The organism is Brevibacillus sp. HB1.4B, from assembly GCF_013284285.1.
GTDB classification, from domain to species: domain Bacteria; phylum Bacillota; class Bacilli; order Brevibacillales; family Brevibacillaceae; genus Brevibacillus; species Brevibacillus porteri.
Map to the genome: position 1 here is coordinate 407,208 of NZ_JABSUT010000003.1, position 13,143 is coordinate 420,350.

Genomic DNA, 13,143 nt, shown 5'->3' on the forward strand with positions numbered 1-13,143 from the left:
TTTTTCTTTGTTCGTTGTTTCTGTCGCGTACATTCCGGCAATACTGGTGAAAAAAGCCAGGGAGGGAATTCGATGCAGCTGGATCGACGAATCAAAAGACGTCACTTTCTTGTATTGTTGTCCATGTCGTTGTTATGGCTCGGTTTGGTCATGCGATTGTGGTGGATTCAACTCGGATCGCCCCATCGGTTTTCTCGGCATGGCGTTGATTTGGTAAAGGCAGCAGTAAAGCAAAGACAGCAAAGCATCGTGCTGCATAGCGGGCGTGGCGATATCGTGGATCGAAGTGGGTACGCCTTTACCGGAGAAGAGCATCTCGCCTTGATTTTGTTCCCATTGGCGCGTGGGAGGCTGCAAGGAACAGATGGCTTGCAGCAATTGGCTCAAATAACCGGAGAATCCAAGGAACGGCTGTCGGAGACCATGGAAAAGGCAAAAGTACCACTGCTCATGCGAGAGGAGTCAGGCAAGCTGGTGATGCTCACCGAGCGGCAGGCTGATGAAATCAATGCACTTGCCATCCCAGGAGTTGTGGCATTGGCGGTGACAGAGCGATATCGCGCTGATGAAGTAGCCAAGCATCTGATTGGTTTTATCCATAAAAATCCTGACATGGTGCAAAAGCTGTATCCAGATGAATGGACAAGCGGCAAAATGAATGCCGAGAGCACGCTGGGGGCATCGGGTTTGGAGCGAAGCTTTGACCGGTTTTTACAGGGAGTAGAGCCGTCTGTCTTGTCCTATTATGTAGATGGGCACGGACAACCGCTCCGAGGGCTGGATATTCGCTATACGAAGCAGTCGAATCAATACTATCCGCTTTCATTAACGACTACCTTGGATGCAGCAATCCAGAGAAGTATGGAGTCAGCAGCCGATCAAGTAGGATTAAAAGAGGGCAGTATCGTCGTTTTGGACGTACAAACAGCCGATGTTCTTGCAGCTGTGAGCCGCCCTACCTATGATCAAACGAATGTTGCAGGAAACATCAGCGACTGGAAGAATCGCGCATTCAAACAACTCCCGCCTGGTTCTGTCTATAAAACAGTGGTAGCGGCAGCCGCTTTGGCGGAAGGAATGGTTTCACCAATTGACCGTTTCACATGCACGGGGGAGTACGGGAAGTACCATTTCTCCTGCTGGAAAAAAGAAGGTCACGGCAGTGTGACGCTGGAAGAAGCGTATGCCCAATCCTGCAATATTGCGATTGCCCATATCGCCAAGCTGGTGGGTGGAGAAAAGTTGGAGGAATATGCAAAAAAGCTAGGCTTGACCACTCAAGTAGGGCATGTTACCCCTCATCTGTATAAACTCAAAAACTTTAAGCAGCTGGATGGCGAAGAGCCGGGGAGAGTCTTTGCAGAGGGTATATCCCGCGACGATGAAGGCGTCCTGATTCAAAGCGCCATTGGTCAGCGGGATGTACGTATTACCCCCTTGCAAGCAGCCAACATGATGGTAACGATTTTGCGTGGCGGTCAAAGCTCTCAGGTACGGCTGGTAAAAGAGATCGCATACCGAAATGGTCAGTCGTTCCACACATTCCCCGAGCAGGAGCTCTCTTTGGACGGAATTGACTACGTCACAGCCAATAAATTGCGAAAAATGATGCGTAAAGTCGTCACAGAGGGAACAGGACAGATGCTCATGAATGCCGCTTGGCAGGTGGCAGGTAAAAGCGGGACTGCGCAAATCGGGGATGCGAATGGAAACAACCATCTGTGGTTTCTCGGGTACGCTCCGCTAGAAGATCCGCGTTACGCCATTTGTGTCGTGGCAGAAAATCAGCCGAGCTGGGGAAAAAACCAGGCTATGGAGCTTTTTCACCGAGCTGTCGCTGGGCTTGCCGATCATACAGCTCAATCTTCCCAACCTCGCGAAGAGTATTTCCGAGGATGAATCCTCTTGCGTTAATTTGATTGTTTTTACCTAGCCCGACGATCAGCATGAGGGGAGAGGAGGACATGTACATGGATTGCGACGCTTTTGCCCAAATGGTTCGCTTATCACCTTTGCTGGGAGATAGGCGTTTTACCGTATGGCTATGCCAATCACCAATGTATTTCCATTGTCGATGTGTGCTTAATTTGCGGACGAGCTTATTGAGATGCGTGTCATCGAAAAAAATAGAATGTGGCTGGTGAATCGCATTTGGGCCTGGTTCACTTGCATACGTAACGACCCATCTATCCTCACCAAGTGGGTATCCCATCATCACCCCTCCTGTTTCCAGCGAGGGTTTTTTTCGTACGGCCTGCTCAATCTGTTTCCACGCTTTTGGTGTGATGTACAGCGTCGTCATGAGACGTTCGTCCCTCCTTGATAAAACCACTGACATTTGCTTGATATCATATGTATGCGAATAGTGAAATGTACCGTTGTCCAGCAAAGTTATGAATGGTCGAAAAAAAGATTGTAACTCACCCTCTTCCTTTCTATAATTTGAGTAAAAGTGTGAGTTCAAAAAGTCGCCTTTTTGAACAACCTCTAAAAAGACGGAGACTGGAAAGGTTGATTGTATGCCTTTGGCACCTGTTGATCTCTCACTGATTGGACAAGTTTTAGCGGCTGATTTGTACACCGAACAAGGAATTTTGCTGCTGGGACAAAACACGACGATCACGCCGGCCCATGTGATCCTATTGCAAAAGCAACGAGTCCGTGAGGTTGACATTATACAGAGTCTTACGGAGGGAACCGGTGAGGAAGTAACTTCTCAACTATTCCAACTAGAGGCAGATTCTGAGACCGTTGCTGCTTATGTACAAGCCCTCGACAAAACGAGACTACTCTTCGATGAACTGACAGTTGGCGGGACACCGAGTCTCGATCATTTTTCCAACATCTTTTTTGATGTATCAGAAAAATCGACGAAGCATTTGGGTTTGTTCCGGAACTTGTACGTACTGGAAGGGGCAGATAGCTATACATACCGACATTCATTAAATGTAGGCATTCTCTGTTCGCTCATTGCTCGCTTGATGAAATGGGATGAAGAGCGAATATCATTCATGGGGACAGCCGGATTTTTGCATGACATTGGAAAAATGAGAGTACCAAAAGAAATATTACTTAAGCCAGGCAAGCTAAGTGAAGAAGAATTTGCGATCATGAAGAAGCATACCATTTACGGCTATGAAATGATCCGTGAGATGAAGGGTGGGTCTGAGCTGTTGGCATTGTGTGCCTTGCTGCATCACGAGCGACTCGATGGGTCTGGCTATCCGGAGCAAAGAAAAGGCGATAGCATTCCGATCGAATGTCAGGTGCTCGCCGTTGCCGACATGTTTGATGCGATCTGTTCTGATCGGGTGTACAAAGGGAGGACGTCCCCATTCGAGGCGGCACAGCTCCTGTGGAAGGAAGCCTGTAACGGGACGTTGAACGTTGAGATTGTTGCACAGTTTGTCCGCTACATTGCCTTGCTGTACGTAGGCGCGAAGGCGAGGTTGAGTAGCGGGGAAGAAGTCGAAGTGATTCTTATCCATCAGGATGAGCCAATGCGTCCGTTGGTAAGAAGAATGGGTGAATTCCTCGATTTGCGGCATGATCGTAAACTGACGATTGAAAAAATGATAGGATAGGAAAGTCGATGCAAAGAAGGTGAAACCGCTCTTGGGAAATGAGAGCGGTTTCATTGTTGCTGATCTGTGAACGATCATCGGGAAAGCTCGATCAGATTGGCAGATTGTGACACAATGAAAGTGTGCATGATAGACCAAGAAAAGATAAAGAGCCGTGTCGTGCGAATGCTCGAAACGCAAGGAGGAAACACATGATACGCAAAGCGGAACCCACAGATGCAGCTTTTGCTGCGCCATTAATTTATGATGCCATTGGAGATATCGCCCATACGTTGACAGGTGCAACGGAGGAAGCGGATGCGATTCGCATGATGGAGGAGTTTTTTGCGAAGGAAAATAACCGACTCAGCTACGAAAACGCGGTGATTGCCATGGATGGAGATGTACCGGTAGGACTTGCGCTCTTTTATCATGGAAGCCAAACAGAGGCACTCGATCGCCCATTCGTTGAGCATGTCCAACGTTTGACTGGCGAGACGATTACGCTTGTAAAAGAAGCAAAGGATGACGAATTCTATTTGGATTCTGTCGCGGTTGATTCCTCATGCAGAGGGAAGGGGATCGGATCACTTCTGCTGGATGCCTTTGAAAAAGAAGCGATTCAGCGCGGGCATGACCGAATCGCTTTGCTCGTAGACGAGGAAAAACCACGTGCGCGCAAGCTGTATGAATCGCTCGGCTATCGTGAGGATGGGACAGTGATCGTAAGCGGGCATAAATTGAGCCATATGGTGAAGGACATAGCGGAAAAGGCGTAAGAAGAATACAACAGCGGCCACCTAAGACCTGAAAATAAAGTCTTAGACTGGTCGCTGTTTTTTATTGAACGATCTATCTGCGATCAAAAGCAAGACTCGCAGCAAGACCTGTCAAGACGCTTGCCATTAGCCAGCGTTGCACCCGTAGCCATGTTGGGCGTGTACCAAACCACAGAGCAACTCTGCTCGCTACAAGAACAATAAGCAGGTTAATGGTAAAGCTGACAGCTATTTGTGTTAGACCTAACGTAGCACTTTGCAGGAGCACCGATCCCCGCGCAGGATCTACAAACTGCGGTAAGAGTGAAACATACAAGATAGCAATTTTGGGGTTCAGTAGATTTGTGATCAATCCCATCAAAAATAACTTTTTCGGCGGTTCAATAGGAAGAGTATCAGGCTTGAGAATGGAGGAAGCACCTGGTTTGACCGCATTCCAAGCGAGCCAGAGCAGGTAGACAGCCCCGGCCCACTTGACTGATTCGTAAACGAACGGAACCGTTATGAAAAGAGCCGAGAGACCGAACATGGTTGCAATCATGTAAATTACGAATCCAAGTATAACACCAAGAAGCGAGATGACTCCGGCTGTGCGACCTTGCGAAATCGTACGAGAAATGAGGTAAATCATGTTAGGACCAGGAGAACAGACCATACCAAGCGAAACAAATACAAAGGTAATAAGAGTACCAAAACTCACCAATTTTCATTACTCCTCTCCGTGGTTCATCAAAGTTACCAAGATCGCTGCAACTATTCCATTAAACTGCCAAGACAGGCAACACATCGGCGAGCGAAGCCAGCTTACTGGGGCAGCAAAGCGGTGTCTAGCCCCAGTTTCTTTCTATTAACCTGCCTTTACAGAGAGATTAATTGGGTGAGGGCAGGTAAGGTGTGAGATCAAATTTCCAGTCAAATTCATGGATCGGACTGTACTTACCCGTCAGGAGCTTCAAAATATGAGCTTCGGTTGCTTTACTCGTATTTTTGGACGCACCTGCTTCGTCGTAAAGATTGCCACATGCATACGCAAATAAATACTCTTCCCAGCTCGAATAAGCGAGTTGGATTCGCTTGGCTACGTCTAGCATGCTTTCTACGGCATCCGCTTTGGGAAGATAGGACTGCTGGGCGCCTGCTTTGCAAATAATGAGATACCAGGCGTAATCAAAGGCGGCAATGCCGGCATGTGGGAGTCTGTTCATATACGAGTATACGATCAACTGCCGGGCTGACTCTGTGTCGCCTTTTTTTAAGGACTCGATGTAGTTGGAACGATTGGCAGCGCTGAGTGCAGATAATACGTGGCGATGCTGATCAAATTCAGCTCTTCGCCCATGTTCCAAAAACCAAGTCAAGCGCTCTTGCGTTTTGGCGGCATCTCCCGTGTCCCATCTGTTATCAATTCGAAGCCGCAAAAACGTATCGCGCAGGCGGTTGTATTCGTGGATGGCCAAATAATACGCGAGTTGCTTCTGATTTAAGCAAACAGAGGAGAGAGCATGCAAGTAGCGGCTTAATTTTGGGTCGATCTCTTTTTCGTTTTCTGCTTCTTTTGTCATGGAATTCCTCTCTGCCTCCTTTAGTGGAATGTCAATGCTTTGCGAGTTTTGGGAATCTCACGAATGATGCGGATGTAATACAGCATGGAGATGATTGCGAGAATGCCCAGAAGCCATGATCCCGTCCATCCTTTTTCTTCTAAATCAGGCTTGGCATTGATATACATATTGGTCACGAGAACTGCATTGTGAGGATGCTTGCGTTTGTCCAAAGCATTCACAATGACAGGTAACATCTCACCATCCGGTATCGCCTTGAGCGTTCCTCGCATCGTAATGGAATGTTTGTCATGAATTTCTTTGGCATGATCGTAGTCCGTAATGACAATGATCGCTTGTTGATCCAGATAACCCACATTTACATAACCGGTGTCAGAGTTTAACAGATCTCGCTCTTCGGCTTTGGCAGCAGGAATGAACTCGGCTTTTGGCTCGGGATGCTTCTCTTTGTCATAGACGCGGAGCATATTGATATAAGAAGCTTTGGTCAATGTAAATTGCACCTGGTAGCCAAGAGGCGTTTGTTTCAACTCGTCCATCGTCTCAATTGGGACAGGCTTATATTTATTGACCAAGGAGTCAAATATCTGCTCCGAAGTCATCTCCAGCTTCATGGATACAACAGCAAACATAGCGTAATGGAGCAGAAGGAGAAAAATAATCGTCCAAATGTTACGTCTCGTGTAGATGGCAAAAAATTGCTTGAACCTTACTAGCTTGCCAGGAAGCCCGAGTACGCGTAAGGTTTTTCTCCTAGCTGCTTTGGCTTGCTTGTTCGCAGTTGGTTCGGTCATCTTGTTAAACGGAGATTGTATTTGCGTCAGACATATCTTCGCATCAATATCGGAGGGATTATGCGAAAGCATCTCCTGGAAAACCTCTTGAGCCTTCTCCCATTCGCCCAGTTGAAGATAACTTTTCCCCAGCAAGCTGCGAGCGTCCCACAGTTCTGGCATGCGAGTGAGGATTTCCTCGCAATCTTTGATCGCATCAGCAGCATCTCCCTTTTCGAGAAAAAGTCGGGCACGATACAAATACGCATCGATGTTATCTGGATCAAGACGTATCAGTTGATCAAAGGTATGAAAGGCACGATTCTTATTTCCGGTTCGTAAAAAATATTCGCCCTGTAAACGGATCAAATCGGGATCAAGAGGGTACAGGGCATGGGCGTTTGCCAAATAGCTCTGAGCCGTTTCCCAATCATTTTCCATGAGGGCAAATAACGCATCGCTGCGCCATTCTAGAAACGCTTCAATATCCAAGTCCTCGCGATTCTCAAAAGAGTGGTAACGCAGTGTGAAGGTCTGATTGAGCTGGCCGTTCAGGTAAGCGACAAAACGCCCTGAGAGCTGGCTTGCGAGCTTTTCCGATTTCTCCCGCCATTGAAAATGGGAATTGAGCAGCTTCCACACCTCATGAGGCAAGTGATAGTGTTCTTCTAAAAAGTGGAGAAATTGCGTATCGATGAGTTGATGGCAACCGACATTCCACATGGCCTCGTCATTCAGCAACTCACGCCAGTTTTCAAGCTTGATTCGTTCGTGATAGTTATCGTACAACTCTTGCGTACGGCGGAAAAAACGCTCCACCATATCATTGGGGTTCATGGAGCGTTCGAAATGAGCGTAGCTCTCCGTGAAATCGTACCGCTGGGGAATGGGGATTTCTTCTTGAGAGACCACTTCTTGCGTTGTTTCCTCTAAAAACCTGTCAAACAGGGTGAGTCGCTGCGGTGGATCGTAGTTAGGCTGCTCTTCTTCTTCCGATTCATGATTCTCCCCCTCATCGAGCTGTCTCGGCTGTCTTCTTTCCGGTAGGGGCGTTTCTTCGAACATTCGATTGCGCTTGGTATTGCGTGTGTACTTCAGGGCGAGGTCATACGCCTCTCGCAATCGCTGAAAGCCTTCAGGATCAACCTCCGGATTGTGCACCTTCAACATTTTGGCATACGCCTTTTTTATCTGGGCAGGATTGTCCGTCGGTTCAATCCCGAGAATCTCCCAAATCCCCATTAATACTCATTCCACCCTTCAAACATGTCCAGCTGCTGCTTCAATTCTTCTGCTGCTTTGGCGATGTCTCTTTCATTTTGGGTGGAGAGGACACTTTCGAAGCGGCGTAAGTAATTCGCAATGATCATACGGTCTTCGCCCAACGCTTCCTCATACATACGCTCGCCTTTTGCCAGAAGCAATCGATTTTCGGTTCGCTCTCTAGGGTGGATCTTAATGTTTTGAAGAGCTTGGAAACGCTCCTCAATTTCTTGTTTTGATAGGCTACCCGGATTTTTTTCGATGACGGCCTTGGTTTTGACACCTGAGGATACGACAGTCACTTCGACTTCCAGAATCCCGTTGATGTCATATGTATAACGAACATCGATAGATTCCTCGCCCTTTTTGGCAGGAGGAACTTTTACATTCAATTCGCCCAGCTTGAGGTTATGTTCGACGCGTCGGCTTTCCCCTTGATACACGTCAACGAGAATAGAGCGTTGATTATCGAGAACGGTGTATAGCCGTTCTACCCGACTGACCGGGATTGGCGTATTGCGCTCGATGATCGGAAAGAAGTAGCCATCCTCGTGTTTGCCGTTTGCCATGGTTTGTACAATACCCGTACCGAGTGTGTATGGGCAAACATCGGTCAAAACAAGCTCGTTTAACGCCTCGTTGCGTTCCTTGAGTGCTGCTTGAATCGCTGTTCCCAATGCAACAGCCTCATCGGGATTAATATGGGAATGGGGCAGGCGCCCAAATATCTTGCTAACGATGGATTTGATAAGCGGCATCCGTGTCGCACCGCCAATAAGCACGATTGCGTCCAGTTCCCGGGGTGAGATGGAAGCGTCTCGCAAAGCACGTTCGATCGGCTGACGCAGTCGTTGCAGCAGAGGAAACGCGAGTTCTTCCAGCTGATTCCGGCTGAGCGTTGTTTCAACCAGCTCTCCCTGGATATTGACACTCATTTTCCCTTCTTGGTCGGAAAACAAGGCGCGCTTGCACAGCTCAGCTTGTTTGTGGATGGACGAACGCGTTTTGCTGTCCAGCGTGTTGATATCGAGTCGATGGGCTTCTAAAAAATAAGAGGCAATCAGATCGGTAAAGTCTTCGCCGCCCAAAAAGTTGTCTCCAGCGATTGATTTTACTTCCATCACACCTTCGAACATTTCTAAAATAGAAACGTCAAACGTTCCGCCACCTAAATCGAATACGAGGAATTGTGTCTCGGATTCCTCTTGATGGAGCCCATATGAGATCGCGGCGGCTGTTGGTTCGCTGATCAAACGCTCTACTTTCAGTCCAGCGAGCTCTGCTGCTCGTTTCGTTGCTTTGCGTTGTGTGTCATTGAAATAAGCAGGTACACTGATAACCGCTTCGTGAACGGAGTGCCCGAAATGAGCCTCAGCATCGGCCTTCAAAGATTTAATCACAAAGGAGGAAAGGTCTTCGGCAGAAAGAGAATATCTCCCCAGTTGGTATCTTTTTTCTGTCCCCATAAACCGTTTGAAGGTAGAAGCAGTACGATCTGGGTGTGTTAAGAGGCGCTCTCTGGCGATTTTTCCAATCAAGATCTCGCCGTTCTCATCGACGCTGACCACAGAAGGAGTCAGTGTTTCTCCGAGCGCGTTTGGAATGAGCACGGATCCATTCTCAGTCCAGTAGGCCACCAGACTGTTCGTCGTGCCCAAATCAATTCCAATGGTGGTCATCAGTTAGGTCCTCATTTCCGTGTTTTTTCTACTAATATCGGTAAAATTAGAGACTTTGTAGATAATTTTACCATGAAAAAAATGGATATAATTGGTGCTTTAGTAGGATATGAAATCGAATTTTAGATAAAGAAAATAGAAATAGAATTCGGAAGATAGAAAACGACAAACGAGAGAGGTCGTTATGCCAATGGAGCAGCGAATGGAAAAGTGGTTTAAAGCGTGGAAGTTACTTATGCATGATATGGAGCGACAAGGTGCCCAGGTTTGGCCGCTCACGGTAGAACCACCGGCGGCGCTGGAAGAAATCGAAAGAAGAGAGGAAAGTCTCGGGGTTAGCTTTCCCCCGACGATCCGTACCATTTTGCTTGCGGGCAGCAGTCAAGTTCAAATAAATTGGTCGTTGCCATCTCGAGCGTTAGACCCTTTTTCACTCAGTGGAGATTTGGGATGGTCATTGGATGCATTTGAGTGGCCGTACTTTGGCGGAGACGAAGAGAGTGAGGACGAGAAAAGGTATCTCTGTTTTCACGTCGGCGGTAATGGCGACATGCTCCTCATCGATTTGTCGACAGGCGCGGATGACCCACCTGTCTATTCTTGGGGGCATGAGACAGACGAGTTCCAATTACTCGGCAAAAGCTTCACAGAGTTCGTAGAGCGAGTTACGGAGCTGGGCTGTATTGGGGCAGAGTGCTGGAATTATGAAGCACTCGCTGGTGCAGATGGGCTCGATGTCGAGGGGCAAGTCGCACAAGAGTGGAAAGAATGGCTGCAAATCTATCGAACGCTCACCTTTGAAGAGGCGGCGCAAGATTTCGAGAAGCTGGTCTTGTTTGCAAAAATGCATGGTGCAGGAGATACACGTATCCAAAAGGCATTTGCTCAGTACGATTGGGAGCCGGTTTTGCATAAATGGGTAGCGCAAATCGAGCAGGAAACCTCATCAAGCAATCTGCTACTCTGGTGCCAGCTCATTGTCGAGACAGTAGGTAAAAAGGCAGAGGGGTGGGTGCGCTCGCTCTGGGAGTCCGGGCCACATTATGAACGGATAGGCTCGAGTCTACGTGCATACGTGACGGCAGCTTGTTTGCCAGAAGAAGAGGGCTTGCAGCGAGTTTTGGCTGAGATGGACGAAGTTGTTGCCAGAAAAGAATGTCTGGTAGGCTATGCTGCCAACAGTCATTTGCATCACTTTCGCTCCCGTGAAGTCATTTTGTGGATGGAACCGCATGTGGCGTACCCGATTGAAGGCTGGGATGAGCTTTTCGCGATGTCACGTCCACAATGGGATGATCTGATTCGCTGGCTGGACGGAAATGAAGCACAGCGGCAGATTGCGTTAAGTGCTTGGGGGAAAATGCTGACGAGTGGCGAGTCGCCTTCTGGTGAAGCGAATTGGCAAGAAATCAATCGGTTGTTGGATGTAGCGTACGAGAAAGCCATTTTGCGCAAGGAAAAGGAGCGTGTAGATCGCATTCTCTCTTCCTTGGAAACAGCAAAGCATTAGACGAAGGGGCATTGACCCGTGTTTGTGCAAGAGGAATGGACCAAGGGGGAAAGACAATGAGAAATGTGGTAACGGTATGGGGAACAACCTTGCAGTCTTCTGATGAACTAGCGGATTTTCTGACTCCGGTTTACGATGAGGACGGGGATGTGATACCGTCTGGCTTTTTAACAGCGTCAGGCCTTGAATGGGTAGACGAAGATTTTTTTGAAGTGCATGAGGTGCAGGATGCAGAAGCCAGAGCTGACTTTTTCACGTATTTGGAAAACGAATATGCGATGAATGCAACGCTCGATAGAAAAGAATGGCCCAAACAGCTAACAGAGGAGATTGGCAAGTACCCCCATGTCATTTTGCTGTACGGCAATGAATCACGCTATGGTCCGATTAACGAAAAATTGTTCGATCTCACTGAGGGCGGGTTAGAAAAAGATTCACCGGTGGTCCTGCTCGCCAAACTTGTATTTGAGACAGAGGAGCGGTAAGGAGCAGGGAGGAATGCGTAAGAAAGGAGATACAGATATGGCTTACAATTTCGCAGATTTATATGATGCAGCTGAAGTCGGAGACCTTGAGCTCGTAAAAAAGATCGTCACGAAACAGCCGGAATTGCTGCATGAAAAGGATGAGTATGAGTTTTCCGTCCTGCATGGCGCTGTGATGACAGACGATGTTGACCTTATTGCGTATTTGGTCGCACAGGGAGCAGATGTCCATGCGAAAAACGATGAGGGTATTACCCCGTTGCATATCGCGCTCTATCCAGAGGTCGCAGAGGCGCTAATCGCGCACGGTGCAGACATACATGCCAGCGCTCATGATGGAAGTACTCCGCTGCATACACAGGTAGCGGATGGAGAGGAGCGTGTGGATGTGGTAGAGCTGCTGCTGGCTAAAGGTGCGAATCCTAACAAAAAGGACATGGAGGGGCAAACACCATACGATATAGCACGTGAGAGAGAAGACGAAGAGATGATGGCTTTATTTGAATAGGGGAAAAAGGGAAGCGTCCGTTATGATTTCGGACGCTTTATTTCTTGCTCGAGTGTTGCGACGCGTTTTTCCAGCTCGTCGATGGCTTTTTGCTTGGTTGCTGTGCGTTTTACGATGAACAAGCAGCAAGCAATGACTAGTGCTAAAGGCAGTAATAACATGACGAGTTGAAAGAGCACTGTACGCCATTCGATCGATACGGCGCCAAATTCTACCATGGGTGATCACTCCAATCATTCGTTTTGTTCATTTTGCCAAAATATCTCAATTCTTCGAAACAATCCTTTACCATACAAGCAACAGTGAATTAATCGATAACAACTCCCTGCGTACAGGCACGCATAGGCAACCGCCCACATAAGGATAGAAGTAAGCTATTCCAGACGTGGAGGTGGCAGCCATGTCCAGCATTATCGCGGCGCTTTCCCTTGTTTTTAAAGAACTTCTTGTTTTCGTGGCTTATGTCAAGAACAATGCCTTCCCGCAACCGCTTCAGGACACTGAAGAAGAAAAGTACCTCCGACTCATGGCCAAAGGCGACCCTTACGCCCGTAACAAGCTGATTGAGCACAATTTGCGTTTGGTGGCGCATATTGTGAAGAAATTCGAGAACACAGGTGAGGACAGTGAAGATCTGATTTCCATCGGTACCATCGGCCTGATCAAAGCAATCGAGAGTTATCAGGTGGATAAGGGCACCAAGCTGGCTACGTATGCTGCGCGTTGTATTGAGAATGAGATTTTAAAGTCAAAAGGGTGTCTTGTGATGAAGAGTTATGAAAAAGGGGACCCTTATGGTCCCTTTAAACTGTTATCAAGTGATTTGGGCATTCATCGTATGTTAGGCCATCAATCATGCTTCCGTTTTGATATTTCTGAACGCCGAACCCACTTTTGCTTTTTGGACGAGCACCTGGTCCAGATTCTCCACCAACAAAAAGCGGATTAGTGAAAAATCAAAATAGGTACTAAAGCAAACTAACTCTAAGAACAGTATCATTATTTTATTTGAAAAGAAGAA

General features: G+C 47.7%; 13 protein-coding genes. 7 read left to right on the top strand and 6 right to left on the bottom strand.

Annotated elements, in window-relative coordinates:
- The first annotated feature begins 72 nt into the window (after positions 1 to 72).
- Complete coding sequence (locus HP398_RS09830; RefSeq protein WP_173622471.1) at positions 73 to 1,899, top strand: peptidoglycan D,D-transpeptidase FtsI family protein; 1,827 nt, start codon at positions 73 to 75, stop codon at positions 1,897 to 1,899.
- Here HP398_RS09830 and HP398_RS09835 read toward each other — a convergent pair.
- Positions 1,811 to 2,302, bottom strand: a complete 492-nt coding sequence (locus HP398_RS09835) for a Mov34/MPN/PAD-1 family protein (protein WP_082192159.1) — start codon at positions 2,300 to 2,302, stop codon at positions 1,811 to 1,813. The two genes, HP398_RS09830 and HP398_RS09835, sit on opposite strands and share 89 nt — an antisense overlap.
- A gap of 217 nt (positions 2,303 to 2,519) precedes the next feature.
- On the opposite strand from HP398_RS09835, the gene HP398_RS09840 reads away from it, so the two are divergent.
- Both HP398_RS09840 and HP398_RS09845 read left to right on the top strand, forming a co-directional pair.
- Positions 2,520 to 3,584 carry an HD-GYP domain-containing protein gene (locus HP398_RS09840; protein WP_017247604.1) on the top strand — a complete coding sequence of 355 codons (1,065 nt, stop codon included), beginning with the start codon at positions 2,520 to 2,522 and terminating at the stop codon, positions 3,582 to 3,584.
- 191 nt (positions 3,585 to 3,775) lie between these two features.
- On the top strand, positions 3,776 to 4,342 hold the full coding sequence (locus HP398_RS09845; protein WP_017247605.1) for a GNAT family N-acetyltransferase: 567 nt from the start codon (positions 3,776 to 3,778) through the stop codon (positions 4,340 to 4,342).
- Between the two features lie 73 nt (positions 4,343 to 4,415).
- Here the strand turns inward: HP398_RS09845 and HP398_RS09850 are convergent, their stop codons facing one another.
- From HP398_RS09850 to HP398_RS09865, 4 genes are all read right to left on the bottom strand, one after another.
- Positions 4,416 to 5,045, bottom strand: a complete 630-nt coding sequence (locus HP398_RS09850; protein ID WP_017247606.1) for a LysE family translocator — start codon at positions 5,043 to 5,045, stop codon at positions 4,416 to 4,418.
- Between the two features lie 166 nt (positions 5,046 to 5,211).
- Positions 5,212 to 5,904 (bottom strand): DUF1266 domain-containing protein, encoded by a 693-nt coding sequence (locus HP398_RS09855; protein WP_173622472.1) that lies wholly within the window; start codon positions 5,902 to 5,904, stop codon positions 5,212 to 5,214.
- 20 nt (positions 5,905 to 5,924) lie between these two features.
- Entirely contained in the window at positions 5,925 to 7,919 is a 1,995-nt protein-coding gene (locus HP398_RS09860) for a J domain-containing protein (RefSeq protein ID WP_173622473.1), read from the bottom strand.
- Positions 7,919 to 9,619: a molecular chaperone HscC gene (locus HP398_RS09865; RefSeq protein ID WP_017247609.1), complete on the bottom strand. Its 1,701-nt coding sequence runs from the start codon at positions 9,617 to 9,619 to the stop codon at positions 7,919 to 7,921. The genes HP398_RS09860 and HP398_RS09865 overlap by 1 nt, the downstream gene beginning before the upstream one ends.
- A 190-nt stretch (positions 9,620 to 9,809) precedes the next feature.
- On the opposite strand from HP398_RS09865, the gene HP398_RS09870 reads away from it, so the two are divergent.
- The 3 genes from HP398_RS09870 to HP398_RS09880 are packed head-to-tail and all read left to right on the top strand — an operon-like array spanning position 9,810 to position 12,122.
- A complete protein-coding gene (locus tag HP398_RS09870; RefSeq protein WP_017247610.1) occupies positions 9,810 to 11,129 on the top strand; it encodes an SMI1/KNR4 family protein in 1,320 nt (439 codons plus the stop codon).
- 56 nt (positions 11,130 to 11,185) lie between these two features.
- Positions 11,186 to 11,614 carry an immunity 22 family protein gene (locus HP398_RS09875; RefSeq protein WP_017247611.1) on the top strand — a complete coding sequence of 143 codons (429 nt, stop codon included), beginning with the start codon at positions 11,186 to 11,188 and terminating at the stop codon, positions 11,612 to 11,614.
- A 13-nt stretch (positions 11,615 to 11,627) separates the two neighbouring features.
- Complete coding sequence (locus tag HP398_RS09880) at positions 11,628 to 12,122, top strand: ankyrin repeat domain-containing protein (RefSeq protein ID WP_254475998.1); 495 nt, start codon at positions 11,628 to 11,630, stop codon at positions 12,120 to 12,122.
- A 20-nt stretch (positions 12,123 to 12,142) separates the two neighbouring features.
- On the opposite strand, the gene HP398_RS09885 is transcribed toward HP398_RS09880, so the two are convergent.
- Positions 12,143 to 12,340: a hypothetical protein gene (locus HP398_RS09885; protein ID WP_173622474.1), complete on the bottom strand. Its 198-nt coding sequence runs from the start codon at positions 12,338 to 12,340 to the stop codon at positions 12,143 to 12,145.
- Positions 12,341 to 12,522: 182 nt separating this feature from the next.
- Between HP398_RS09885 and HP398_RS30900 the strand changes: the two genes are divergently transcribed.
- The gene (locus HP398_RS30900; protein ID WP_254476000.1) at positions 12,523 to 13,071 is read left to right on the top strand and encodes a sigma-70 family RNA polymerase sigma factor; all 549 of its coding nucleotides are present in this window, start codon (positions 12,523 to 12,525) and stop codon (positions 13,069 to 13,071) included.
- Positions 13,072 to 13,143 lie beyond the last annotated feature (72 nt).